Consider the following 26,137-nt stretch of genomic DNA (forward strand, 5'->3'; position numbering starts at 1 on the left):
GTCTTGTCTCAGCTCGATCTTGGTTCTTTAACCAGTCGTGCGGGCTTCGCCCTTACGACTGGTACGAACCAAAGTCGAAGTCGTCCAGCGCGACGGCCTGGCCGCCGGTGTTGCCGAACTCGTAGTCGTAGTTGTCGTAACCGGTCACGGAGTACGCCGCGGCGCGAGCCTCATCGGTCGGCTCGACCTTGATGTTCCGGTAGCGCTCCAGGCCGGTGCCGGCCGGGATGAGCTTACCGATGATGACGTTCTCCTTCAGACCGCGCAGCGAGTCGGAGCGGCCGTTGATGGCAGCGTCGGTGAGGACGCGGGTGGTCTCCTGGAAGGAGGCCGCCGACAGCCAGGACTCGGTGGCCAGCGAGGCCTTGGTAATGCCCATCAGCTCCGGACGACCCGAGGCCGGCTTGCCGCCCTCGGAGACCACGCGCCGGTTCTCCGACTCGAAGTCGATACGGTCGGCCAGGTCGGACGGCAGCAGGTTGGTGTCACCGGACTCGAGCACCGTGATCCGGCGCAGCATCTGCCGCACGATGATCTCGATGTGCTTGTCGTGGATGGACACACCCTGGGACCGGTAGACCTGCTGGACCTCGTCGACGAGGTGCTGCTGGGTCTTGCGGACACCGAGGATACGGAGGACCTCCTTGGGGTCCGGCGTACCGATGGTCAGCGGAGCGCCGACCTCGATGTGGTCACCGTCGGCAACCCGCAGACGCGAGCGGCGCGACACCACGTACTCCTTGACCTCGGAGCCGTCGTCCGGGGTGACCAGGACCTTGCGGGCCTTGTCGGTCTCCTCGATCTCGACGCGACCGGCGACCTCGGAGATCGGCGTGACACCCTTCGGCGTACGCGCCTCGAAGAGCTCGACGACACGCGGCAGACCCTGCGTGATGTCATCGGCCGAGGCCACACCACCGGTGTGGAACGTACGCATCGTCAGCTGGGTGCCGGGCTCACCGATGGACTGGGCGGCGATGATGCCGACCGCCTCACCGATGTCGACGAGCTTGCCGGTGGCCAGCGAGCGGCCGTAGCACTTGGCACACGTACCGGTGCGGGCCTCACAGGTGAGGACCGAACGGACCTTGACCTCGGTGATGCCGGCGCGAACCAGCTCCTCGATCTTGACGTCGCCCAGGTCCTCACCGGCGACCGCGAGAACCTCGCCGGTCGACGGGTGCTCGATGTCGACAGCGGCCGTGCGAGCGTACGCAGCGGTCTCGGCGTTGTCGTCCTTGACGACGACGCCGCCCTGGTCGACACCGATGACCTTCGGCAGACCGCGCTCGGTGCCGCAGTCGTCCTCACGGATGATGACGTCCTGCGAGACGTCCACCAGACGACGGGTCAGGTAACCCGAGTCGGCGGTACGCAGCGCGGTGTCGGCCAGACCCTTACGGGCACCGTGGGTGGAGATGAAGTACTCCAGGACGGAGAGACCCTCGCGGAAGTTCGACTTGATCGGCCGCGGGATGATCTCGCCCTTCGGGTTGGCCACCAGGCCTCGCATGGCGCCGACCTGGCGGATCTGGTTGAAGTTACCCGAAGCACCCGAGGTGACCTGCATGAAGATCGGGTTCTTGCGGTCGAACGCCGCCTCCATGGCAGCACCGACGACCTTGGCGGCCTCGGTCCAGATCTCGACGAGCTCCTGTCGGCGCTCCTCGTCGGTGACCAGACCACGCTCGAACTGCTTCTGCACCTTGGCAGCCTGGGCCTCGAAGGTCTCCAGGATCTCGGCCTTGTTCGGCGGCGTGGTGACGTCGTCGATGGAGACCGTGACACCCGAGCGGGTGGCCCAGTGGAAGCCGTTGTCCTTGAGCGCGTCCAGCGACGCCGCGACCTCGACCTTGGTGTAACGCTCGGCCAGGTCGTTGATGATCGCGCCGAGCTGCTTCTTACCGACCTCGTAGTTCACGAAGGGGTAGTCGGCCGGCAGGGTGTCGTTGAAGATCACCCGGCCCAGCGTGGTCTCGACCACGAGCGGGTCGCCCGCGGTCCAGCCCTCCGGAACGTCGTAGCCGATCGGCGGGACGATGTCGTCGAGACGGATCTTGATCTTCGACTGCAGCGTGATCTCGAGGTGGTCGAAGGCCATGATGGCCTCGGCCGGGGACGAGAAGGCACGGCCCTCGCCGACCTCACCCTCGCGGTCGGAGGTGATGAAGTAGAGACCGATGATCATGTCCTGGGTCGGCATGGTGACCGGACGACCGTCGGACGGCTTGAGGATGTTGTTGGTCGAGAGCATCAGGATGCGAGCCTCGGCCTGGGCCTCCGCCGACAGCGGCAGGTGGACAGCCATCTGGTCACCGTCGAAGTCCGCGTTGAACGCGGTGCAGACGAGCGGGTGCAGCTGGATGGCCTTACCCTCGATCAGCTGCGGCTCGAAGGCCTGGATGCCGAGGCGGTGCAGGGTGGGCGCACGGTTCAGCAGAACCGGGTGCTCGGTGATGACCTCTTCGAGGACGTCCCACACGACCGGGCGGGCACGCTCGACCATCCGCTTGGCGGACTTGATGTTCTGAGCGTGGCTCAGGTCCACCAGGCGCTTCATCACGAACGGCTTGAAGAGCTCCAGGGCCATCTGCTTCGGCAGACCGCACTGGTGCAGCTTCAGCTGCGGACCAGAGACGATGACCGAACGGCCGGAGTAGTCGACGCGCTTACCGAGCAGGTTCTGACGGAAGCGACCCTGCTTGCCCTTGAGCATGTCGGAGAGCGACTTCAGCGGACGGTTGCCCGGCCCGGTGACCGGGCGGCCACGACGGCCGTTGTCGAACAGCGAGTCGACGGCCTCCTGGAGCATCCGCTTCTCGTTGTTGACGATGATCTCCGGAGCACCGAGGTCGAGCAGGCGCTTGAGTCGGTTGTTCCGGTTGATCACGCGACGGTAGAGGTCGTTCAGGTCCGAGGTGGCGAAGCGGCCACCGTCGAGCTGGACCATCGGGCGCAGGTCCGGCGGGATGACCGGGACGGCGTCGAGCACCATGCCGACCGGCTGGTTGCCGGTCTTGCGGAAGGCGTCGACGACCTTGAGGCGCTTGAGCGCGCGGACCTTGCGCTGACCCTTGCCGGTGGCGATGGTCTCGCGCAGGTTCTCGACCTCGGCCTCGATGTCGAAGTCCTGGAGGCGCTTCTGGATCGCCGTGGCGCCCATGTGGCCCTCGAAGTACTTCCCGAACCAGGTCTTCATCTCGCGGTAGAGCAGCTCGTCGCCCATGAGGTCCTGGACCTTCAGGCTCTTGAAGGTGTCCCAGACCTCGTCGAGACGGTTGACCTCACGCTCGGTGCGGTCGCGCAACTGCTTCATCTCGCGCTCGGCGCCGTCCTTGACCTTGCGCTTGGCGTCGGACTTGGCGCCCTCTGCCTCGAGCGCGGCCAGGTCGGTCTCGAGCTTCTTGGCGCGGTCGTTGATCGCGACGTCGAGCCGGCCGGTGAGCATCTTGCGCTGCTGGTCGACCTTGGCCTCGAGCGAGGACAGGTCGCGGTGACGCGCGTCCTCGTCGACCGAGGTGATCATGTACGCAGCGAAGTAGATGACCTTCTCCAGGTCCTTCGGAGCGAGGTCGAGCAGGTAGCCCAGCCGCGACGGAACGCCCTTGAAGTACCAGATGTGGGTCACCGGAGCGGCGAGCTCGATGTGGCCCATCCGCTCGCGACGTACCTTGGAGCGGGTGACCTCGACGCCACAGCGCTCGCAGATGATGCCCTTGAAGCGCACGCGCTTGTACTTGCCGCAGTAGCACTCCCAGTCCCGGGTGGGACCGAAGATCTTCTCGCAGAAGAGGCCGTCACGCTCGGGCTTGAGCGTGCGGTAGTTGATGGTCTCAGGCTTCTTGACCTCGCCGTGGCTCCACGCGCGGATCTCGTCCGCGGTGGCCAGGCCGATCTTGAGCTGATCGAAGAAGTTGACGTCGAGCACGGTGGCTTCCAGTTCCTTCGTTAGTTCTTGGAAAGTTCAAAGGGGACTGAGGGAGGGGAGGTACGCCCGGAGGCGCACCTCCCGCTCGTCAGACTTCCTCTACGGAAGAGGGCTCGCGACGGGAGAGGTCGATGCCGAGCTCCTCGGCGGCACGGAAGACGTCTTCCTCCGCGTCACGGAGCTCGATCGCCGAACCGTCCTGGCTCAGCACCTCGACGTTCAGGCACAGCGACTGCATCTCCTTGACGAGAACCTTGAACGACTCCGGGATACCCGAGTCGGGGATGTTCTCGCCCTTGACGATCGCCTCGTACACCTTCACACGGCCGGGCACGTCGTCCGACTTGATGGTGAGGAGCTCCTGCAGGGCGTAGGCGGCGCCGTACGCCTCCATCGCCCAGACCTCCATCTCACCGAAGCGCTGGCCACCGAACTGGGCCTTACCGCCGAGCGGCTGCTGGGTGATCATCGAGTACGGACCGGTCGAACGCGCGTGGATCTTGTCGTCGACCAGGTGGTGCAGCTTGAGGATGTACATGTAGCCCACGGCCACCGGCTCCGGGAACGGCTCGCCGGAGCGACCGTCGAAGAGGCGGGCCTTGCCGTCGGTGCCGACCACACGCCGACCGTCCCGGTTGGGGAGGGTCGCGCTGAGCAGACCGGTGATCTCGTCCTCACGCGCGCCGTCGAAGACCGGAGTGGCCACCTTGGTGCCCGGGTCGGCCTTGTCGGCGTGGATCTTGATGAGGCGCTGCTTCCAGGCGCTGTCCTCGGGGTCCTCGGAGAGGTTGAGGTCCCAGCCCTGCTTGGCGAGCCAGCCGAGGTGGAGCTCCAGGACCTGTCCGATGTTCATACGACGCGGAACACCGAGCGGGTTGAGCAGAACGTCGACCGGGGTGCCGTCCTCCATGAACGGCATGTCCTCGACCGGCAGGATCTTCGCGATGACGCCCTTGTTGCCGTGACGGCCGGCGAGCTTGTCACCCACGGAGATCTTGCGCTTCTGCGCCACGTAGACCCGAACCAGCTGGTTCACGCCCGGGGGCAGCTCGTCGCCCTCCTCACGGTCGAAGACGCGGACACCGATGACGGTGCCCTCCTCGCCGTGCGGAACCTTCATCGAGGTGTCGCGGACCTCGCGCGCCTTCTCACCGAAGATCGCGCGGAGCAGACGCTCCTCCGGGGTCAGCTCGGTCTCGCCCTTCGGGGTGACCTTGCCGACCAGGATGTCACCGGTGGTGACCTCGGCGCCGATGCGGATGATGCCGCGCTCGTCGAGGTCGGCCAGCATCTCCTCGGAGACGTTCGGGATGTCCCGGGTGATCTCCTCCGGACCCAGCTTGGTGTCGCGGGCGTCGACCTCGTGCTCCTCGATGTGGATCGAGGTGAGGTAGTCCTGCTGCACCAGACGCTGGGAGAGGATGATCGCGTCCTCGTAGTTGTGGCCCTGCCACGACTGGAAGGCGACCAGGAGGTTGGCACCCAGCGCCATCTCGGCACCCTGGGTCGCCGGACCGTCGGCCAGCGGGGAGCCGACCTCGACCCGGGCGCCCTCGTCGACCAGCGGCTGCTGGTTGACGCAGTTGCCCTGGTTGGAGCGCTCGAACTTCGCGAGCTTGTAGGAGGTGTAGGTGCCGTCGTCGTTGAGGGTCTCGATCAGGTCGGAGGAGACCTCCTTGACCACACCGGCCTTCTTCGCGACGAGCACGTCACCGGCGTCGACAGCCGCGCGGTACTCGATGCCCGTGCCGACCAGCGGCGAGTCGCTGCGGACCAGCGGCACCGCCTGACGCTGCATGTTGGCACCCATGAGCGCACGGTTGGCGTCGTCGTGCTCGAGGAACGGGATCAGCGCGGTCGCGACCGACACCATCTGGCGCGGCGAGACGTCGATGTAGTCGACCTCGTCGGCCAGGAGTTCGGAGACCTCACCGTCGCGCTGGCGGACCAGCACGCGCTCGGTCGCGAACTTCATGTTCTCGTCGACGGCCGCGTTGGCCTGCGCGATGACGTAGCGGTCCTCGTCGTCGGCGGTCAGGTAGTCGATCCGGTCGGTGACGACACCGTTCTCCACCTTGCGGTAGGGCGTCTCGACGAAGCCGAACGGGTTGATCCGGCCGAAGGAGGCCAGCGAACCGATCAGACCGATGTTGGGACCTTCAGGGGTCTCGATCGGACACATCCGGCCGTAGTGCGACGGGTGAACGTCTCGGACCTCCATGCCGGCGCGGTCACGGGAGAGACCACCCGGGCCGAGAGCCGACAGACGCCGCTTGTGCGTCAGGCCCGCGAGCGGGTTGTTCTGGTCCATGAACTGCGACAGCTGCGAGGTGCCGAAGAACTCCTTCAGCGCAGCGACCACGGGACGGATGTTGATCAGGGACTGCGGTGTGATCGCCTCGACGTCCTGGGTCGTCATCCGCTCGCGCACGACCCGCTCCATACGAGCCAGGCCCGTACGCAGCTGGTTCTGGATCAGCTCGCCGACCGTCCGCATCCGGCGGTTGCCGAAGTGGTCGATGTCGTCGGCGGCGATGTCGATCGTGCCCTGCGGCATGTCGAGCTGGGCGCGCCCGTCGTGCAGCGCGACGACGTACTTGATCGTCGCGACGATGTCGTCGACGGTCAGCGTCTGCTGGTCGAAGGCCTCGGTCAGACCGAGCTTCTTGTTGACCTTGTAGCGACCGACCTTGGCGGTGTCGTAGCGCTTCGGGTTGAAGTAGTAGTTGTTCAGCAGCGTCTGCGCGGCCTCACGCGTGGGGGGCTCGCCCGGGCGCAGCTTGCGGTAGATGTCGAGCAGCGCGTCGTCCTGAGCGGTGGTGCTGTCCTTCTCGAGGGTCAGCATCATCGACTCGTACTCGCCGAACTCCTCGCGGATCTGCTCGTTGGTCCAGCCGAGGGCCTTGAGCAGCACCGTGACGTTCTGCTTGCGCTTGCGGTCGAGGCGGACGCCGACCAGGTCGCGCTTGTCGATCTCGAACTCGAGCCAGGCGCCGCGGCTCGGGATCAGCTTGGCGGTGTAGATGTCCTTGTCGGACGTCTTGTCGGCGGTGCGCTCGAAGTAGACGCCCGGGGACCGGACGAGCTGCGAGACGACAACACGCTCGGTGCCGTTGATGACGAAGGTGCCCTGTTCGGTCATGAGCGGGAAGTCGCCCATGAAGACCGTCTGGCCCTTGATCTCACCGGTGTCGTTGTTGGTGAACTCCGCCGAGACATAGAGAGGCGCGGAGTAGGTGAAGTCCTTCTCCTTGCACTCCTCGACGGTGTACTTGGGGTCGTAGAAGACAGGGCTCTCGAACGAGAGGGACATCGTCTCCGAGAAGTCCTCGATCGGGGAGATCTCCTCGAAGATCTCCTGCAGACCGGACTTGTGAGACACGTCCTCACCCGCTGCTTCGCGGGTGGCGACCTGCTCCTGCCAGCGCTCGTTACCGATCAGCCAGTCGAAGCTGTCGGTCTGGAGGGCGAGGAGCTTGGGAAGCTCGAGAGGCTCTGAGATCTTAGCGAAAGAGATGCGGCGTCGGGTGGAGTCACCCGACGAGGTGCGCGCGGCCAAGAGGAATCCTTCGACAAGGTTCGCAGGTGGATTCGCGCTGCCGACCACCGATCAGCCACCGGGCAGGCTGAGAGGCATATGAAGGCATGCGCAAAGCGCCATAGTACGGCACAAAAGCGCACTTCACAACACCGGGCCCAATTAAAAGTCCGGCGTACCTTCATTCACACCTGCGGCGCTCGAACCTCGGCGTTGTCACTGCAGTGCCATTGTCGAGCATCGCGGATGATCATGCGCCCCATCGGCACCCCGGGTCAAGCATCCGCGCCAATCGGTCCGACTCACGGAAATGTTATTCCAATCACTTGACAGGTAGCGCAAAGCCTGGGGGACCCGGTCCTGACCGGTCCTAGTCCTTGCTGGGCTGCGTCTCGAGCTTGTCGACCAGCCACTCGTCGCCGACCTTGGCCATGGTGAGCATGGCGTACTCCTGATAGCCGATGGGCGTCGTCTGCTGAGCGTTCGTGACCTGACGGTCGACCAGCACCAGCACCTGCACCGCGTCCTCGGAGACCCGGATGACGCCGGCGTCGACCGGCTTCAACGTCTTCACCACGGTCTTGGTCTCGGGAACGTTGTCGACGAGCACGGCGAAGATGCGGTCGTAGTCCTTCTTCTCGCTCGACGTCATCACCTCGTGTGCCGCGGCCTTCGACTCGTCCATCTTGCTGTAGTCGTAGGAGAGCAGCGGCACGGCCGCCTTCTTGGCCGCCTCCAGCGCCGCTGCCCCGTGCTCCTCGACGAGCAGCTTGTGGTTGCGGCTGATCTCCTTGCCCACCGCCCCCTCGACGACGCTGGTGGTGACGTTGTTGTTGGCGACGGTCGTCACCTTCTCCTGCCCGAAGAAGACCACACCGGCCCCGACGACCGCGGCCAGGGCCAGTACCCCCGCCGCCACCAGGCTCCAGTTCGGGAGCAGCGGCAGCGTACGTCCGCCGACCTCCTCCACAGCAGCCTCGTCGGCCTCGTCGGCCTCGCCGACAGGCTCGTCGCCGGGTTCCTCGTCCTCCACAGCCGGCGTCGCCTCGGCCGCAGCATCCCCGGCCTCGTCCTCGGATTCGACCTCGTCGGACTCAGCCTGCTGCGTCGCCAGCTCCGCGTCGTACGCAGCCCGCTTCTGCTCGTCCAGCAGGACGGCAGCGGCCTCGTTGCGCGTGCGGAAGCGGCGGTCGGTGGGGTCCAGGTCGGCGATCGCGGCCTTCCAGGCCGCTCGGATCTCGTCGGTGGTGGCATCGGGCTCGACGTCGAGCAGGTCGTACCAGGTCGGGCTGGTCATCGCGGAACTCATGGGGTCGCCCCTTCGCTGCTCTCGGCGGTCGGTGTCTCTTCGGCGGGGTACCAGTCGTCGACGAGCCACTTCCCGTCCTGCTTGATCAGCTCGACCTCCGTGCGGGAGAGCTGGCGGGCCGCGTCGACCCGCTCCTCGGAGCCCTCGGACTTCGGATAGCTGATCGCGATCTCGGCCACGACCAGCACGGTCGCGCTGTCCTCGTCGAGACCCGCGACGGCGGCGCTGTGCACGTCGACGGTGCGGTCGACGCTGGTCTGGACGACGGTGGCCTCGGCGAAGGCGACGTTGCCGAGGAACTCCTTCTCGAACTTCGGGGTGAGCAGCTCACCGACCCGCGAGCGATACTCCGGCATCGTCTTCTTGTCGCTGCCGACGTCGTCGGGGCCGTAGGTGTTGACCTGCTCGACGAACTTGTCGGCCGCCGACATCGCCTGCTCCCGCTGGGTCACCACCGAGTTCTCGGCCCCGCGGGTCAGCTGCCAGCCGATGTAGCCGGCCGCCGCGAGGACGATCGCGATCAGCAGGACCAGGACGCCGATGCGGAGCAGCGCGCCCCGCTGGGGCGTTGCCTGGTCGGTCTCGGTGCCCGTGTCAGGGCCGGGGTCGGTTGTGGTGCTCAAAGCGGATCACTCTCTGTGGTCAGCGGCTCCAGGAGCCATTTCCAAGCGTCATCACCGTACGCTGCGGGCGACACGGTCGATGCGGCAGCGTTCCGAGACCCCGATCCCGATCGGCTGCGTAGGTTCGGGTGGGCGGGCTACTCGGTCTCCATCGGCTGCAGGTAGAGCCACTTCCAGGCGTCGTCGCCGTAGGAGGAAGGAGCCGCGGTCGACACGGTGGTGTCATCGGACTGGTTCCAGGTGAGCTCGCCGGTCTCCGGGTCGAAGCTCGCCGCCGAGGTCGTCGCGCCGACAGCGGCGCGCGGGATCTGGCTGGAGCCACGCGGGTTGGACTTCGACGGGTCCTCGGTGCAGGAGACCTCGGTGTTGAACGGACGGCTCTCCAGGTCCAGCGGGCTGCGCTTCTTCGTGCTCTCGTAACCCTTCTTGCAGGGCGTCTGGGCGGTCAGGGCCAGTCCGAAGTGGGCCTGGGCCAGGCCCGGGTGGCCGACGTCGACGACTGCGAAGCTGCCCTCGACCACGGTCGGGAAGATCGAGAGCAGGTGCTTGACGCCGGGCAGGTTCTTCCGGACGACCTTGCCGGTCACCAGCACCTCGTTGAGGAGCTCGCTGATGTCCACGTCGTTCTGCTCCAGGAACTGCCGCAGCTCGACCGAGCTGGCCGAGCCGGCCTCGATCAGCTTGATCAGGTCCTTGTTGGAGCCGGCCAGGGTGCCGGTGAACAGCTCCAGGTCGTTGGCGAACGACTTGATCGCCGAGGTGCTGTCGAGCTGGGTCTGGAGCACCGTGTTGCTGTCCCGGATCAGGTCCGTGGTGAGCCCGAAGTTCTGGTCGGCCGTCTCCACGAAGGCAGTGCCGGTGTCGATGATGGTCTGCAGGTCCTGACCGGTGCCGGCGAACCCCTTGCCGAGCTCGTCGACGGTCGTCGTGAGCGCCTGCTGGTCGACCGAGTTCACCGTGGTGGTGACGTCCTCGAGGAGCTTCTCGGTCGGCAGCGGCGTGGTCGTGGCGGCACGGGCGATCTCGGAGCCCTCCTCGAGGTAGGGCCCGCCCTTGGACTGCGGCTGCAGCTCGACGTACTGCTCACCGACGGCGGAGCGGTTGCCGACCACGGCGAGGCTGTCGGCCGGGATCTTGTCCTTCCACGACTTGTCGATCTTGAGGGTCACGTCGACGCCGCTGCGGTTGAGCACCAGCTCACCGACCTGGCCGATCTTGACGCCGCGGTAGTCGACCTCGGCGTCCTCGTAGATCCCGCCGGACTGCGCGAAGTGGGCCACCACGACGTAGTGGTCCTTGACGAACAGGGACCCCAGGCGGGCGTAGCGCGCACCGACGAAGCTGACCCCGACGAGGGTGATCAGCAAGAAGATCATCAGCTGCATCTTCGTACGGCGGGTGATCATGAGACGCCCTCCTCATGAGTGTTGCTCGAGGTGCTCAGTCCTGAGATCAACATGGCGGTCAGTCCTGGGTCGAGCTCCTTGCTCAGCTCGTCGTAGCTCACCGCGTGCGTCCCCGGGGCGGCCCCGGCCCGACAGAAGAGGAGCAGTACGCAGCCCGAGCCGTCGTTGCCGGAGGTCCCGCTGCTGGTGTTCGGGGTGAGGTTGAGGTTGAGCAGGTCGCCCAGCGTGTCGACGAGGCCGCTCAAGGTGTCGGCCAGGCACGCCTTCGGCAGCGCACCGAGCGTGCCCTTCCCGGCGAGCCCCGAGGTGAACGCCTCCTGGCAGTTGGAGAGGGCCTTCGCGAACGCGCCGTCGCAGACCTTCTTGACCGCTTGGTTGAGCCCGTCCAGCAGGGGCTGGCCCTTCAGCCCCAGCAGCTTGTCGACGACCTGGTCCTTCGCCCAGCACACGGTCGCCGGGAGGTCAGGGGCGTTGTCGAGCAGGGTGTCGAGGTTGAGGTCGACGGTGACGTCGAGGTTGACGAAGTCACCCATGTGCAGGTTGCGCGCGGCCTGCGGCGAGCCACCGACCGCCTGGTCGACGAACGGGTAGGTCAGGATCGTGTTCATCGCCTTGACGAAGTCGTCGCCCGAGTCGGCCAGGTTCGAGAGGAGCGGCTTGAGGTCCTTCACGATGCCGATCGTGTTGTCCTTGGAGGCCCTGATGACGCGCACCCCGGTGTCGCCGAGCCGATCCAGCGCCTTGAGCATCTTGACCAGGTCGGCGCGCTGGCCGTCGAGGCTCTTGAGCGCCGAGGGCAGCTCGTCGAGGGCGGCGTCGATGGAACCCATCTGCGCGTTGGTCGCCTTCGCGAGCGCGTCGAGCGCCTCGATGGCGTCGACGATCTTCTGCTTGTTGTCGTCGAGCTCGCGAGCCAGCTCCTCGACCTGATGGAGCACGGATCGGGCGGAGTCCTCGCGGCCGGCGAGCGCCTTGTTGAGCTCGGTCGAGATCGTCTTGAGCTGGGCGACGCCACCACCGTTGAGCAGCAGGCTCAGCGCGCTGAAGACCTCTTCGATCTCCGGGTTGCGGCCGGTCTGCGCCAGCGGGATGGTCGCACCGTCGGTGAGCTTGGTCGCCTCCGGCTCCGCCGGCCTCTCCAGCGCGACGAACTTCTCGCCGAGCAGGGAGGTCTGCTGGATCGACGCCCGTGCGTTGGCCGGGAGCTCGACATCCTTCTTCAGCAGCATCTCGACGGTGGCCACCCCGTCGTCGAGCCAGATCTTGTTGATCTTGCCGACGTCGATGTCCTCGAGCTTGACGGTCGACTGCGGCACCAGGTCGAGGGCGTCCTGGAACTGGGCCGTGACCGAGATCGCGTCGTCTCCGGCGTCCACACCGCCCGGGAGCGGCAGGTCGTAGACGGAGAAGGTGCCACATCCGGTCAGCATCAGGGCGCCGACGATCACACCGACGAGCGTCTGGACGGCACGCTTCATGGTCGTCATCATTCCTGCACCTCCACGAGGCCGCCGAGCGACATGTCGTAGGGAACTCCGAAGGAGGATCCGGTGCCGGGTCCGATCGCGGCAGAGCGGTTGAGACCCGGGAGTTGCCGGATCTGGGAGCAGAGCTTCGCGCTGCTCCCGTCGGTGGCCTGGTCCACGAGACTGCACAGGAACGAGGCCGGGTTCTGGATGATCTCGTCGAGGATCATGGTGATGTTGGCGTTGGTGTCGAGCGTGCCGGTCTCGGGGTTGTAGGCGAGACCCAGGTTGTTGAGCGCCAGCGGGGCCGTCTCGAGGCTCTCGTTGAGCGCTTCGCGCTGACGCACCAGCACCTTGCCGATCCTGTTGAGGCTCTGGATGTCCTCCTTCAGGATCGACTTGTTCTCCTTGACGAACGTGGTCACCTTGGTCAACGCCACCGAGAGGTTCTTCATCGACGCGGCGAGCTCTTCGCGCTCACCCTCGAGCATCGAGGAGACCTCGGCGAGGGCCTGGGCGAAGTCGCGTACGGTCTGGTCGTTCTCGGACAGCGTGCCGATGAAGCCCTCGAGCTGCTCGGCGGAGTCGAAGAACTGCTCGTCGCGGTTGTCGAGCGTCTTGGTCAGCTTGCCGAGGTCACCGATCGTCGAGTTGATCTTCTCGCCCTCGCCGCCGAGGTTCTTCGCGGTCTGCTGGAGCAGGTCGGTGAGGGCGCCGTTCTTGTTGGCGCCGTCGGGACCGAGCGCGACCACCAGGTCGTCGACGCTGGAGTAGATCTGGTCGAGCTCCACCGGGACCGAGGTCTTGTCGGTGCTCAGCACCGCACCGTCGGCCAGCTTCTTGCCGCCGTCGTAGGCGGGCGTGACCTGGACGTAGCGGTCGCCGACGATCGACGGCGAGATGATGACGGCCTTGGCATCCGCGGGCAGGGCGACGTCGCCCTTGTATTCCAGGGTGACCTTGACGTCGGTGCCGTTCGGCTCGACCGCGGTGACCTTGCCGACGGCGACGCCGAGCACGCGCAGGTCGCTGCCCTCGTAGACCGAGACGGTGCGTGGGAAGTGCGCCACGAGCGTCTTCTCGCCGGTGTCGCGGACCAGCGCCCACGCGCCGACGCCGAGGACCAGCGCACCGATCACGATCGGAACGATGAACTTGTTCATGAGGTCCCCCCGGTAAGAGACGGAACAGGAGGCATGTTCTGGATGTAGGTGTCCCACCAGGGGCCGTTGCCGAGGGTGTTGTTGAAGACCTTGTAGAACGGCGCCATCAGCTTCAGGGACTTCTCGAGGTTCTCCTCGTTCTTCGTGAACACGTCGAGGATCACGTCGAGGCTCTCCAGCGCGGGCTTCAGGTCGGCGCGGCTGTCGTCGACCAGCTGGGAGAGCTCCTTGGAGAGCTGCTGGGTGGAGATGAGCAGGTTGTGCACCGCCTCACGCCGCTCGACCAGCGCCGCGAAGAGCTGGTTGGCGTTGTTCATCAGCGTGATCAGGTCTTCGTCGCGCTCGTCGAGCACCTTGGTCACCCGGTCGAGCTGGGTGAGCAGCGAGTCGATGCGCTCGTCCTTGGCCGCCAGGTTGCGGGAGAGGTCCGAGACGCCGGTGAGGGCGGCCTGGAACTCCTCCGGGGTCGACCGGGTCAGGTCGGCGAGCGTGGTGAGCGCAGCGGCGAGCTGGTCCTTGTCGATGTTGGCCGAGGTGTCGGCCAGGCCTTCGAAGGCCTCGACCACGTCGTAGGGAGACTCCGTGCGGTCCACCGGGATGGTGGCGCCCGCCTTCATCTGGCCCTCGCCGGCCGGCTGCAGCTCGAGGAACATGTCGCCGAGCAGCGTCTTCACTCGTACGCCGGCACCGGAGCTCTCACCGAAGTTGACCTTCTGACGGATCTTGAAGCCGACCTTGACCTGGTTGCCGTCGAGCTCGATCGAGTTGACCTTGCCGACTCGGACACCGGCCACCCGGACCTCGTCCCCGGTCTTCAGGCCACCGGCCTCGGAGAAGTTGGCGTAGTAGGTGGTGCCGCCGCCGATCAGCGGCAGGCTGTCGGCCTTGAACGCCATCACCATCAGCATGGCGAGGACGGCGATCGAGACGGCGCCGATCTTGACGGGGTTACGTTCGCGGAAAGGGATCATCCGAGATTGCACCTCGACTGGCCGGGAGAATAGAGCGGGATGTCCAAGTCCTTGCCCTCGGGGTCACGGATCGTGCCGCGCAAGCCGCACAGGTAGAAGTTGAACCAACCGCCGTAGCTGGCCGTCGCGCCGATCTTGTCCAGCTTGATCGGCTGGAGCTCGAGGGCATCGTCGAGCTGGCGCTTGTCCTCGGCCACCTTGTCGGAGAACTCCCGGGCCTCGCGCAGGTCGTCCAGGAGCGGGTCCTTGGTCTCGTGCACCAGGTCGGCGGTCTCGACGGAGAGTGCCGAGATCTGGTCGAGCGACCCCAGGATCGCCTCACGGTCCTTGTTGAGACCGCCGACGAAGTCACGGAAGGTCACGATCAGGCTGGAGAGCTCCTTCTCGCGGTCACCCACGTGCTCGAGCACCTCGGTGAGGTTGTCGATCAGGGCGTTGATGACCTGGTCCTTCTCGGCCAGCGTCGAGGTCAGCGAGGCGGTGTGGGACAGCAGGCTCTCCAGCGTGCCGCCCTCGCCCTGGAAGACCTGGACGATCTCGTAGGAGAGGGTGTTGACGTCGTTGGGCGACAGCGCCTGGAAGAGGGGTTTGAACCCGTTGAAGAGCACCGTCAGGTCGAGCGCCGGATGGGTCTGCCCGACCGGGATGGTCTGACCCTCCTGCATCGCCGACGCGTCCCCCACCAGCTGGTTGGTCAGCGCGAGGTAGCGCTGGCCGATCAGGTTGCGGTATTTGATCGTCGCCTCGGTCGTGGTCGCGATCTGCTGCGCGCTGTCGACCGTGAAGGTGACCACCGCACTGCGGGCATCCTCCGAGATGTCGATGCCCTTGACCGAGCCGACCTTGACCCCGGCGATGCGTACGTCGTCGCCCTTGTTCACACCGGTGACGTCGGTGAAGACGGCCTTGTACTCATCGGTCTTGCCGAACGTGACGTTGCCGATCGTGATCGCGAGCAGGCCAGTGGCCAGCGTCGTGACGATCACGAAGACGATCAGCTTCCAGAAGTCCTGGAAGGTCTTGGCGTCGAAGAGCTTCACGGCGCTCATTCGTAGCTCACCTCCGCGCCACGCGCGGCCGGACCGAGCAGCGCGGCGCCGAGGTCGGGGACCTCGTCCGCGCTCATGCCCAGCCCCGGGGCGAACAGCTCGTTGATGACATCGGCCTCTGCCGACGTACCGACATAGGACAGGGCCGAGTAGCCGGTCATCCCGGTGGCGGAGCGCATGACGCCCTTTCCGGTGGGCTCGTCGACACCGTCGTTCTTATTGGGAAATGGCGCGAACGGCTTCTTCTGGTTCCACGAGGCGTTCGGGAGCTCGCCGCAGTTGGGACCGCTGTCCTCGCCGTAGCGCGGCTTGTCGGCGGTCGTGTAGGCCCGCGCCTGGTGCGGCAGGGTCTCCAGCGTGATGTGGACGGTGTAGTTGCGGAACACCTCGGTGAACTCGTCGGTCAGGACGACCATGCCGCCGATGAGGCACGGCAGCATCGGCGCGTAGCGCGCCAGCGCCTGGGTGACCGGCCGGCCGACCTCGCCGACCTGGATCAGCGTGTCGCCGTTCTTGTCGAGGAAGTCGTCGGCGGTGTTCGAGAACGCGGTGACGTCGGTCAGCATCGTGTTGAGCTGCGCCTCGCGGTCCTCGAGGGTGGTCGCGGTGACGATGGTGTTGCGCAGGATCTGACCGATCTCCGGAAGCACCGCCTGGTAGGTCCCGGAGACCTCCGTGGCGAGCTCGAGGTCCTCGATCAGCGCCGGGATCTCGGGGTTCAGCCGCTTCAGGTAGGAGTCGAGGGTGTCGAGCGACTCGCCGAGCTTCTCACCACGGCCCTCGAGCGCGGTGGCCAGCGCGTTGAGCGTGTTGTTGAGGTCAGCCGGCTGAATCGTGCGCAGCAGCGGGTAGAGATCACGCAGCACGGCCTGGACCTCGGTGGCCATCTTGGTCTTCTTGATGACGGCACCCGGCTGGATCGACGTGGTGAAGTCGGTGTCGGGCGGGATCAGCGAGACGTACTTCTGGCCGAAGAGGGTCTTGGGGAGGATCGCGCCGGTCACGTCCGGGTGGACCTTGCTGATCTCCTCGGGGAACAGGCCCAGGGTCAGCTCAGCGCCCTCGTCGGTCGGCTTCATGTCGAGGACCTCGCCGACGATCAGGCCACGGACCTTGACGTCGGCACGCTCGGGAAGCTGCAGACCGATTCGGTCGGCCTTCAGGGTGATCGTCTCGAACTGGGCGAACCTGTTGGTGAACTGGGCCCAGGTCAGGACCAGCGCGGCGAGGACCAGGGCGAGGAAGACGATCCCGAGGATCTTGCCCTTCTGCCTGCCCCAGGCGAGCGCCACGGCGCTCCGCTTGTGAGGCGTGGGCAGGTCGTGGTGGATCTCGTCACGAGAGAGTGTCTGAGTCATCCCGCCAACCTCACCGTCGTCGTGCTGCCCCAGATCGCCATCGAGAGCATCAGGTCGAGCACGGAGACGGCGACGATGCTCGTACGCACCGCCTTACCGACCGCGACACCGACCCCTGCGGGGCCGCCTGAGGCGTTGTAGCCGTGGTAGCAGTGGATCAGGATCACCACCACGGAGAAGATCAGCACCTTGCCGAAGGACCACAGCACGTCGCCGGGCGGCAGGAAGGTGTTGAAGTAGTGGTCGTACGTGCCGGCGCTCTGCCCGTAGAAGAGCGTCACGGTGAACCGGGTCGCGACGTAGGAGGAGAGCAGACCGACCACGTAGAGCGGCACGATCGCGATCAGGCCGCCGATGATCCGGGTGGTCACCAGGAACGGCAGCGACGGGATCGCCATCACCTCGAGCGCATCGACCTCCTCCGAGATCCGCATCGCGCCGAGCTGGGCGGTGAAGCCGCAGCCGACCGTCGCGGCGAGCGCGATCCCGGCGACCAGGGGCGCGATCTCGCGGGTGTTGAAGTAGGCCGACACGAAGCCGGAGAACGCGCTCGTGCCGAGCTGGTCGAGGGCGGTGTAGCCGGAGAGCCCGACCTGGGCCCCGGTGAAGAAGGTCATCGCCAGGATCACGCCGACGGTGCCGCCGATGACGGCCAGCGCGCCGGAGCCGAGGGTGACCTCGGCGAGGATCCGGAGGATCTCCTTCTTGTAGCGCGTCAGGGTGCGTGGGGACCACGCGATCGCGCGCAGGTAGAAGCCGAGCTCGTCACCGAGGTGGTCGAGGCTCTTGGCAGGCTTCTGGTAGATCGCCTTGATGTTTGCCATCCGTCTCGCCTCCTCAGGTCTTGCTCGGGACGATCTGCAGGAAGATCGCAGACATCACGAAGTTGACGATGAACAGCAGCAGGAAGGTGATGACGACCGACTCGTTCACGGCGTCACCGACGCCCTTCGGACCACCACCCGCGTTCATGCCCTTGTACGAAGCCACGATCGCCGCGATGAGACCGAAGATGAGCGCCTTGGCCAGGCCCTGCCAGAGGTCGGCCATCTGGGCCAGTGCGGTGAAGCTGGCCAGGTAGGCACCCGGGGTGCCGCCCTGGATGATGACGTTGAAGACGTAGCCGCCCATGACGCCGACGATCGAGACCAGACCGTTGAGGAAGACCGCGATCATCATCGCGGCGAGTACACGCGGGACCACCAGACGCTGGATCGGGTCGATGCCCAGAACCATCATCGCGTCGAGCTCTTCACGGATCTTCCGGGCACCGAGGTCGGCGGCGATCGCCGAACCACCGGCACCCGCGACCAGCAGCGCGGTCGCGATCGGGGCAGCCTGCTGGACGACCGCGAGGACCGCGGCCGAGCCGACGAAGGACTGCGCACCGAACTGGACGACGAGTCCACCGACCTGCAGCGCGATGACCGCACCGAAGGGGATCGCGACCAGCGCGGTCGGGACGATCGTCACCGACGCGATGAACCACGCCTGCTGGATGAACTCTCGGAACTGGAAGGGGCGCCGAAACACGGCTCGCCCCACGTCCAGACCGAACGCGAAGAGTGAGCCAGCGGTCCCGATCGGCTTCAGGACCCTGGCGGCGGTCAGAGATGACATCAGTGAGGAGCCTCTGCGGGGTCTGCTTTCACTCCGCCAGGGGCCATGGCTGCATCTGCCCTGAACGATCCCGGCGGCGGGGTGACACCGTTCTCTCGGCACCAGGCGCCCGGCGGACGCTGGTACTTGCGCGGAATGCCGTTGGACGGCTCGAGCTGCATCGGGATCGGCGGCAACGGCGGCAGGCCCATGTCCTTCTCGGCGGCCAGCTCGTCGGCGTCCTTCTCCTCCGACATCCCGATCGGGCCGATCGTCTGGGCGTTGAGGAACTGCCGCACCACCGGCTCCTCGGAGCTCAGCAGCATCTCGCGGGGCCCGTACATCGCCAGGTGCTTGTGGTAGAGCAGGCCGATGTTGTCCGGCACCGTACGCGTCGAGTTGATGTCGTGGGTCACGATCAGGAACGTCGCGTCGATCTGCGCGTTCAGGTCGATGAAGAGCTGGTTGATGAACGCCGTACGCACCGGGTCCAGGCCGGAGTCGGGCTCGTCGATCAGCAGGATCTCGGGGTCGAGGACCAGAGCACGCGCCAGACCGGCGCGCTTGCGCATACCTCCGGAGATCTCACCGGGGAGCTTGTTCTCCGCGCCGATCAGACCGACCAGGTCCATCTTCTCCATGACGATGTTGCGGATCTCGGACTCGCTCTTCTTCGTGTGCTCACGAAGCGGGAACGCGACATTGTCGAACAGATCCATCGAACCGAACATGGCGCCGTCCTGGAACAGCACGCCGAACAGCTTGCGCACCTCGTAGAGGTCTCGCTCCGAGCAGCTGGCGATGTCGACACCCTCGATGACCACAGAGCCCTGATCGGGCTTGATCAGACCGATCAGTGTCTTGAGGAGCACCGACTTGCCCGTGCCGGACGGCCCCAGCATCACGCTGATCTCGCCCGCAGGCAGGGTCAACGAGACATCTCTCCAGATGAGCTGCTTACCAAAGCTCTTGGTCAGCCCTTCGATCTTTACGTCTACACCCATCCGGGCCGGCTCCCTTCCTGTTCGCGGGGGTCTCCCTCAAGTCCCCTACTGCCCAACGGCGAAATGTGACGGGGGTTACGCACTTCCTGCGACACGCGTCACACTTTTGTAAACCATAGTGGCCTGCGAACGATGACGGTGATCACCACCCGAGACGAACTCCCCCAGCCAACACGTCGACGGTCGGATTGCGACCCTTCACGCCCGGTGTGTGTTCAAGATAACGAAACAAACCGCGAGTGGCTACTCGGGAGTAGCAACCCGCGGCTCGAATGATCGCATTGCTGCGCTGCAGTCTGACCGATCTGTTGCGGAACTGTGTCCGCGATGTAGAAAGCCCGGGCCCGGCGGAATCCGCCGAACCCGGGCTCTCGAGGGCCGAAGCCCTCAGATCACTTGACGGTGACCGTGGCGCCGGCGGCCTCGAGGGCCTCCTTCGCCTTGTCAGCGGTCTCCTTGTTGGCGGCCTCGAGGACAGCCTTGGGGGCACCCTCGACGAGCTCCTTGGCCTCCTTCAGGCCGAGGGAGGTCAGGGCGCGCACCTCCTTGATGACGTTGATCTTCTTGTCGCCAGCGGCCTCGAGGATGACGTCGAACTCGTCCTTGGCCTCCTCAGCGGCGGCGGCCGGGGCGCCCGGGGCGCCAGCGGCGGCGACGGCAACCGGAGCAGCGGCGGTGACGCCGAAGGTCTCCTCGAACTCCTTCACGAACTCGGAGAGCTCGATGAGGGTGAGCTCCTTGAAAGCGTCGAGCAGCTCGGCGGTGGTGAGCTTCGCCATGATGGCATTTCCTTTCGTGGTGGCATCCCGGCGTTTCGCCCGCCGGGGACCGGGTTACAGGTGGTGTGGACCGAAGCCTTCTCAGGCCTCGGCGGTCGCCTCGGCCTCAGCAGCCGGGGCCTCCTCGGCGGCGGCCGGCGTACCAGCACCACCTGCGAGGATCGAGGGGTCCTCCGCGGCCTTGGCCTCGAGAGCGGCAGCGAGCTGCGCGGTCTTCGAGGGCAGAGCGTTGAAGGCGTAGAGCGCCTGCGACAGCGTTGCGGTGAACGCGCCGGCAAGCTTGGCGAGCAGGACCTCGCGCGACTCGAGGTCGGCAAGCTTGCCAACCTCAGCAGCGTCGATGGCCTTGCCGTCGAGGTACCCGCCCTTGATGACAAGGTTGGGGTTGGCCTTGGCAAAGTCACGCAGACCCTTGGCCGCCTCGACGACGTCACCCTTGATGAAGGCGATCGCGGTCGGGCCGGTCAACAGGTCGTCGAAGCCTTCGATGCCGCTCTGGGAGGCAGCGATCTTGGCCAGCGTGTTCTTGACCACGGCGTAGTTTGCGTTCTCACCGAGCGAGCGGCGAAGAGTCTTCAGCTCGCCCACGGTGAGACCACGGTACTCGGTCAGCACGGCACCGCTGGAGGCGCTGAACTCGTCAGCGATCTCCGCGACGGCAGCCTGCTTGTCAGCCCGCGCCATGGGTCTCCTTCTTCCGGGAATCGATCCCACCGGCGAGGGCCCTGAATGACAAACGCCCCGAGCGCAGGCTCAGGGCGTGACGTACGTTCTCGTCGTGCTCTTCACCTACGCTGGCCGTCCGCATCCTGCGGAACCTTCGATCGAGTGCATGCGCACCTGACAACCGGCGGTCTCTGGTTTCAGACAACAATTATGCGTACGCCGCAGGGTGCCGCCAAATCGGCGGGCAGTACCTTGGCGGCATGGAGAGCCACACCTTCGGAAGGATCGGGCGCTCGGCGTCCGTCATCGGTCTCGGCACCTGGCAGCTCGGCGCCGACTGGGGCGAGGTCAGCGAGTCCGATGCGCTGGCGGTGCTCGAGGCCGCGGTGGGCGACGGGGTGACCTTCCTCGACACCGCCGACGTCTACGGGGACGGCCGGAGCGAGCAGGTGATCGGTCGGTTCCTGCGGTCGCACGACGGCATCTTCGTCGCGACGAAGATGGGGCGCCGGGTGGACCAGGTGCCCGCCAACTACACCCTGGCTGCCTTCCGCGGATGGCTGGACCGCTCGCGCACCAACCTCGGGGTCGACACCATCGACCTCGTGCAGCTGCACTGCCCGCCGTCGGAGACGATCGAGTCCGCGGCCACCTATGACGCGCTGGACACCCTGGTCTCGGAAGGGGTGATCGCTGCGTACGGCGTCAGCGTGGAGACCTGTGACCAGGCGCTGGCCGCGATCGCCAGGCCCCACGTGGCCTCCGTCCAGATCATCCTGAACGCGTTCCGGCTCAAGCCCCTGGATCTCGTGCTTCCGGCGGCCGCGGAGGCCGGTGTCGGGATCATCGCGCGGGTGCCGCTCGCCTCCGGGCTGCTGTCGGGGCGCTACTCGGAGTCGACGACCTTCGCCGCCGACGACCACCGCACCTACAACCGCCACGGCGAGGCCTTCGACGTCGGCGAGACCTTCTCCGGCGTCGACTACGCCACCGGTGTCGAGGCCGCCCAGGAGTTCGCCGCCCTGGTCGCCTCGCACGGCCCCGCCGGCGCCACCCCCGCCCAGGTCGCCCTCGCCTGGGTCGCCCAGCAGCCCGGCGTCACCACCGTCATCCCCGGCGCCCGCAACACGGCCCAGGCCCACGCCAACTCCGCCGCCGGCTCGCTGCCTGCGCTCTCCGATGCTCTGCTCTCCGGCGTACGTCAGATCTACGACACCCACTTCCGCGAGGCCGTCCACCCGCGCTGGTGACGCCCGTCGCCGAGGCGTCACCCCGGTCGGCCGAGACGTCTCGGCGCTCCGGTCGTCTCGCACGGCGTACAAATAGTGAGCCTTGGTAATGAATCGGGCAGAGTAAAGGGGTGACGACGGAGACGACGACGGAGTTCCGGTTCCGAGACATCGCGCTGGTGGCGTACGCGCCCTCGATCGTCAGCTCCATGGGGCACGGTGCGGTGATGCCGGTCCTGGCGCTTCGGGCCTCCGACCTGGGCGCGGACGCGTCCATGGCGGCGTTCGTCGTCGCGCTGCTCGGGATCGGATCGCTGGCCACCTCGTTGCCGGCCGGGTCGCTGGTGGCACGGATCGGCGAGCGACGGACGCTGATGGGCGCCGGAGCCCTCGACGCGGTCGCGATGACCGTGGCGTTCCTCAGCAGCTCGGTCGCCGTACTCGCCATCGCCGTGTTCGTGAGCGGGATGAGCTGGACGGCGTTCCTGATCGCGCGGCAGGGCTTCCTCATCGACGCGACCCCGCCCTCCCACCGGGCGCGGGCGATGTCGCTGCTGGGCGGGTCGTTCCGGCTCGGGGTCTTCGTCGGACCGCTGCTCGGCGCCGGGCTCATCCACGCTTTCGGACTCCCCGTCGTCTTCCTGTTCGCCGCCGCGATGTCGCTGTGCTCGGCGGTGATCGGCGGCTGGATGCCCGAGCTCGGCCACACCCGCTCGCGCGAGCAGGGGCATCTGAGCGTACGCAGCGTGCTGTGGACCTACCGCCGGACCTTCGCCACCCTGGGGGTGGCGGTGGTGATCATCGGGATCTCGCGGTCCGTACGCACCGGGCTGCTGCCGCTCTGGGCCGACCACATCCACCTCGAGGCCTCGGTGGTCTCGCTGCTCTTCGCCGGGGCGGCTCTGGTCGACATCGCCCTCACCCTCCCCGGCGGCTGGCTGCTCGACCACCGCGGGCGGCAGGTCGTGGCGATCCCGGTGGTGCTCGCCGTCGGCCTCGGCTGTCTGCTGCTCCCCCTCACCCACGACGCGCTCAGCCTGGGCGCGGTGATGGCGCTGATCGCCATCGGAAACGGCCTCGGCTCAGGGATCGTGATGACGCTCGGCGCCGATGCCGCACCCGAGGACGGACGCGCCCAGTTCCTCGGCGGCTGGCGGCTGTGCGGCGACCTGGGCGGCACCGGCGGACCGCTCCTGGTCTCCGGTCTGGCCGCGGTCTTCTCGATCGCCGCCGCGCCGGTCGCGCTCGGGCTATTCTCGCTCGTCGGGACAGTCTGGGTCGGCTACTGGATCGGCCGCGCCGACCGCGCTCGCCTAGGGCACGATCGCGCGTGAGAGCGCTTCGGCCAGGGCTGCCTCGTCACCGGTGACCGTCAGCTCGGCGGTCCGGGGCGACGTACGACCCCAGAGCAGGAGCGCCAGGTCGTGGGCGGATCCGGTGACGGACACCTTCTGCACCGCGTTCGGAGCCCCGATCGCCCAGGTGCGGCCGGCGTCGGTGGCGCTCAGCTCGATGCGGGTGACGATCTTCCTGACACGCTTCAACGCGATCTGCCGCGGATACATCACGGTCACCACCTCGTCGACGCTGTCGGCCCAGAGCTCCGGGGTCGCCTGCGGCGTCTCGAGCCCCAGCGCCGCGCGGATGTCCCAGAGGTGGATCAGGGTCTCGTGCACCTGCCGCCGGAACCAGAACGAGACCGGCCCGCGACCGTCCTCGGTCAGCCCGTTGAGGATCCGGCCGAACGCCTCAGGCCCCAGCGTCGAGAGCGTCTCGCGCAGCTCGGCTGCCTGCTCCTCGTAGGCCGCGACCAGGTCCAACGGGACCGGCAGCGGCTCCTCGTCCTCGTCGCGCGCCATCGCCGCCGCCCAGTGGTGCACCCCCGCCAGATGGTCGGCCAGGTCCCCGACCGACCAGTCATCGCAGGACGGAACCGGCACGTCCGGGTCGGCCTGCTTCAGCACGGCCGCGAACTCGGCCTGCAGCACACCGAGGGTCACGAGGTAGTCATCAGGCGTCGGCACCTCGCAGACCCTACCGACCGCGAAGGTCGGTCTCAGCAGGACCAGGCCGCCCTGGACTACTTCTGGCGGGCGCGGTGGGCAGCCGCCTTCACCCGACTTTGGCAGCGGGTGGAGCAGAACCGGCGGCCGGCGTTCTTGGAGGTGTCGACGAAGACCCGGTCGCACGGGTCGGCCTGGCAGAGACCGAGACGGCCGGCCAGGTCGGAGCCGATCGCCAGCGCGAGGCCCGCGGCGATTCCCGCGCCCCAACCGATGACGAGGCCGGGATCGCGTCCATGGAAGTGCAGCGCCCAGCCTCCCCCTCGGGCCCGGTCGAGCTGCGGGACCGAGCCCATCTCACGCATGAGCGCGTTGACCGCGGTCGCGGCGGTGTCGAGGTCGCCACCAGCCGCCGCCTCGAACACGACGCGCAGGGACTCGGCGAGCGCGACCATCCCGTCGGCATCGGCCTCCACGACCTGGGGCTGGTAGTCGGGACGGGCGAGCAGGTCGCCGACGACCCCCGCCCGCCGGCCGGAGGGAGGCGGCTGCACCGGGCGGGTGCCGTCATGCCCCGGGGTCAAGGCGTTGACGAGCTTGCACGCCTGCTCGGTCACGGTATGCACGTGACTGTCGAAATGTATTTGACCAGTCACGAACTCAGGTCCTACCGTCTCAGGCATGACCGTCATTCAACCATTGACCAGTCACCGAGGCACGCGGTGGCCGCGATCCCTCGTCGTGTTGGTCATCGCCCGGGCGGTGAACCGGCTGGGTTCGTTCGCCATGGCCTTCATGGCGGTCGCCCTGGTCGAGGTGCACGGGGCCTCCCTCGCCACGGCCGGCGCCGTGGTGACGGCCTTCGGTGTCGCCACCATCCCCTCGAGGCTGCTCGGCGGCTGGATGGCCGACACGGTGGGTCGCCGGCCGACCATCGTCGCGGGCCTCGTCGCCTGTGCGGTGGCCCAGCTGGTCATCGCCGCGTCGTCAGGGATCGCCGGGGCACTGATCGGCGCCACGCTGCTCGGGTTGGCGTACGAGATCTACGAACCCGCGTCCCAGGCGCTGATCGCGGAGTCGGTGGATGTCGAGCGGCGGCCGGAGGCGTACGGACTCTATGGCGCCGCCATGGCTGTCGCCGGTGTCGCGGCAGGAGCAGTGGCCGCCCTCGTGGGCGGCATCGACCTGCGCCTGCTCTTCGTCGCCGACGCGGTCACGTGCCTGTGCGCCGCGGGGCTCGTCCTCGCGCTCGTACGCGACACCACGACCCGGAGCGAGGGCCGGCAGCGGTCCGGGCCGAGCCCGTGGCGCGACCGCCGGCTGATGACGATGCTTGCGCTCGGTACCGGGTTCGCCACCGCGTGGATCCTGAGCACGATCGCGCTCCCGCTGACCGTCTCCGCCCGCGGGCACGACGCCGCGGCCACCGGCTGGCTGCTCGTCGTCGCCGCGCTGGTCACGATCGCAGGCCAGCGCCTGCTCCGCGGCGCCGCCGCCCGGCCCTTCACGCTCATCCGTGCGGGCCTGGTCCTGATGGCTGTCGGCTTCGCCGTGATCGCGTACGCCACTCCGCTGCCGCTCCTCGCCGTCGGCTCCGCGATCGTCGCGCTCGGCGAGGTGCTTCTCCTGGGGCCACCGATCGCGCTCGTGGCCGGCCTGGCGGCGACCGACGGCTCGCGGGCGGGCTACCTGGCGGCGTACGGGACCTGTTGGGGGATCGCGCAGACGATCGGGCCGATGCTGGCGACCGGCCTGTTGTCGCACGGGGTGCCGACGGTCTGGCTCACCGGCGCGGTTCTCTGCCTCGCGCTGGCCATGGTCACCGCACCCGTGGCGCGGGGGGTGTTGAGCCCGGGGGCGCGGGGGGCAAAACCCCCCACACCCCCCCCGGGGGCCAACCCCCGGGGGGCGCGGGGGGGGGGGGGGGCGCCGGCCGGGGGGGGCCCCCCCCCGCGACCGCCATCCGGCGCATCTCGTCGGTCACCACCTCGAGGTAGCGCACCATGAACGCCATGATCTGCACCAGCTGCTGAGGCAGCCGCAGCC

Annotated in this window: 20 protein-coding genes; 3 read left to right on the forward strand and 17 right to left on the reverse strand. The window is 67.2% G+C overall.

Going from position 1 to position 26,137, the window contains the following annotated elements; translation table 11 throughout:
• Nucleotides 1–52 precede the first annotated feature (52 nt).
• The 15 genes from ACFU7D_RS15895 to rplJ all read right to left on the reverse strand — a co-directional run bounded on the left by ACFU7D_RS15895 (nucleotide 53) and on the right by rplJ (nucleotide 20,877).
• A complete protein-coding gene (locus ACFU7D_RS15895) occupies nucleotides 53–3,928 on the reverse strand; it encodes a DNA-directed RNA polymerase subunit beta' (RefSeq protein WP_378868634.1) in 3,876 nt (1,291 codons plus the stop codon).
• A gap of 88 nt (nucleotides 3,929–4,016) precedes the next feature.
• A complete protein-coding gene (gene rpoB, locus ACFU7D_RS15900; protein WP_378729185.1) occupies nucleotides 4,017–7,487 on the reverse strand; it encodes a DNA-directed RNA polymerase subunit beta in 3,471 nt (1,156 codons plus the stop codon).
• Nucleotides 7,488–7,836: 349 nt separating this feature from the next.
• The gene (locus tag ACFU7D_RS15905) at nucleotides 7,837–8,775 is read right to left on the reverse strand and encodes a J domain-containing protein (RefSeq protein ID WP_378868637.1); all 939 of its coding nucleotides are present in this window, start codon (nucleotides 8,773–8,775) and stop codon (nucleotides 7,837–7,839) included.
• Nucleotides 8,772–9,398 carry a hypothetical protein gene (locus ACFU7D_RS15910; protein ID WP_378868640.1) on the reverse strand — a complete coding sequence of 209 codons (627 nt, stop codon included), beginning with the start codon at nucleotides 9,396–9,398 and terminating at the stop codon, nucleotides 8,772–8,774. Before ACFU7D_RS15910 ends, ACFU7D_RS15905 begins: the two co-directional genes overlap by 4 nt.
• Before the next feature lie 137 nt (nucleotides 9,399–9,535).
• Entirely contained in the window at nucleotides 9,536–10,804 is a 1,269-nt protein-coding gene (locus ACFU7D_RS15915; protein WP_378729189.1) for an MCE family protein, read from the reverse strand.
• Nucleotides 10,801–12,291, reverse strand: coding sequence for an MCE family protein (locus tag ACFU7D_RS15920; RefSeq protein ID WP_378868642.1), 1,491 nt, complete (start codon nucleotides 12,289–12,291; stop codon nucleotides 10,801–10,803). Before ACFU7D_RS15920 ends, ACFU7D_RS15915 begins: the two co-directional genes overlap by 4 nt.
• Nucleotides 12,291–13,433, reverse strand: coding sequence for an MCE family protein (locus tag ACFU7D_RS15925; RefSeq protein WP_378729191.1), 1,143 nt, complete (start codon nucleotides 13,431–13,433; stop codon nucleotides 12,291–12,293). The genes ACFU7D_RS15920 and ACFU7D_RS15925 overlap by 1 nt, the downstream gene beginning before the upstream one ends.
• Nucleotides 13,430–14,404 carry an MCE family protein gene (locus tag ACFU7D_RS15930; RefSeq protein ID WP_378729192.1) on the reverse strand — a complete coding sequence of 325 codons (975 nt, stop codon included), beginning with the start codon at nucleotides 14,402–14,404 and terminating at the stop codon, nucleotides 13,430–13,432. The genes ACFU7D_RS15925 and ACFU7D_RS15930 overlap by 4 nt, the downstream gene beginning before the upstream one ends.
• Nucleotides 14,401–15,453 (reverse strand): MCE family protein, encoded by a 1,053-nt coding sequence (locus ACFU7D_RS15935; protein WP_378868645.1) that lies wholly within the window; start codon nucleotides 15,451–15,453, stop codon nucleotides 14,401–14,403. Before ACFU7D_RS15935 ends, ACFU7D_RS15930 begins: the two co-directional genes overlap by 4 nt.
• Nucleotides 15,450–16,811 (reverse strand): MCE family protein, encoded by a 1,362-nt coding sequence (locus ACFU7D_RS15940; RefSeq protein WP_378868648.1) that lies wholly within the window; start codon nucleotides 16,809–16,811, stop codon nucleotides 15,450–15,452. The genes ACFU7D_RS15935 and ACFU7D_RS15940 overlap by 4 nt, the downstream gene beginning before the upstream one ends.
• Nucleotides 16,808–17,635 (reverse strand): MlaE family ABC transporter permease, encoded by an 828-nt coding sequence (locus ACFU7D_RS15945; protein ID WP_378729196.1) that lies wholly within the window; start codon nucleotides 17,633–17,635, stop codon nucleotides 16,808–16,810. The genes ACFU7D_RS15940 and ACFU7D_RS15945 overlap by 4 nt, the downstream gene beginning before the upstream one ends.
• A gap of 13 nt (nucleotides 17,636–17,648) precedes the next feature.
• Nucleotides 17,649–18,431: an MlaE family ABC transporter permease gene (locus ACFU7D_RS15950; RefSeq protein WP_378729197.1), complete on the reverse strand. Its 783-nt coding sequence runs from the start codon at nucleotides 18,429–18,431 to the stop codon at nucleotides 17,649–17,651.
• Nucleotides 18,431–19,414, reverse strand: a complete 984-nt coding sequence (locus tag ACFU7D_RS15955; protein WP_378729198.1) for an ABC transporter ATP-binding protein — start codon at nucleotides 19,412–19,414, stop codon at nucleotides 18,431–18,433. The genes ACFU7D_RS15950 and ACFU7D_RS15955 overlap by 1 nt, the downstream gene beginning before the upstream one ends.
• Nucleotides 19,415–19,806: 392 nt before the next feature.
• Nucleotides 19,807–20,193, reverse strand: coding sequence for a 50S ribosomal protein L7/L12 (gene rplL / locus ACFU7D_RS15960; RefSeq protein WP_179660967.1), 387 nt, complete (start codon nucleotides 20,191–20,193; stop codon nucleotides 19,807–19,809).
• Between the two features lie 81 nt (nucleotides 20,194–20,274).
• Nucleotides 20,275–20,877, reverse strand: coding sequence for a 50S ribosomal protein L10 (gene rplJ / locus ACFU7D_RS15965; protein WP_378729199.1), 603 nt, complete (start codon nucleotides 20,875–20,877; stop codon nucleotides 20,275–20,277).
• A gap of 242 nt (nucleotides 20,878–21,119) precedes the next feature.
• On the opposite strand from rplJ, the gene ACFU7D_RS15970 reads away from it, so the two are divergent.
• Entirely contained in the window at nucleotides 21,120–22,109 is a 990-nt protein-coding gene (locus tag ACFU7D_RS15970; RefSeq protein ID WP_378868650.1) for an aldo/keto reductase, read from the forward strand.
• A gap of 110 nt (nucleotides 22,110–22,219) precedes the next feature.
• On the forward strand, nucleotides 22,220–23,422 hold the full coding sequence (locus ACFU7D_RS15975; protein ID WP_378868652.1) for an MFS transporter: 1,203 nt from the start codon (nucleotides 22,220–22,222) through the stop codon (nucleotides 23,420–23,422).
• Here ACFU7D_RS15975 and ACFU7D_RS15980 read toward each other — a convergent pair.
• Nucleotides 23,402–24,112, reverse strand: a complete 711-nt coding sequence (locus tag ACFU7D_RS15980; RefSeq protein WP_378868655.1) for a maleylpyruvate isomerase family mycothiol-dependent enzyme — start codon at nucleotides 24,110–24,112, stop codon at nucleotides 23,402–23,404. The two genes, ACFU7D_RS15975 and ACFU7D_RS15980, sit on opposite strands and share 21 nt — an antisense overlap.
• A gap of 56 nt (nucleotides 24,113–24,168) precedes the next feature.
• Nucleotides 24,169–24,708, reverse strand: coding sequence for a CGNR zinc finger domain-containing protein (locus ACFU7D_RS15985; RefSeq protein WP_378868657.1), 540 nt, complete (start codon nucleotides 24,706–24,708; stop codon nucleotides 24,169–24,171).
• A 64-nt stretch (nucleotides 24,709–24,772) separates the two neighbouring features.
• On the opposite strand from ACFU7D_RS15985, the gene ACFU7D_RS15990 reads away from it, so the two are divergent.
• Complete coding sequence (locus tag ACFU7D_RS15990; protein WP_378868659.1) at nucleotides 24,773–26,098, forward strand: MFS transporter; 1,326 nt, start codon at nucleotides 24,773–24,775, stop codon at nucleotides 26,096–26,098.
• Nucleotides 26,099–26,137: the final 39 nt, after the last annotated feature.

The sequence above is a fragment of the Nocardioides sp. NPDC057577 genome (genome assembly GCF_042801335.1).
Taxonomy (GTDB): Bacteria; Actinomycetota; Actinomycetes; order Propionibacteriales; family Nocardioidaceae; genus Nocardioides.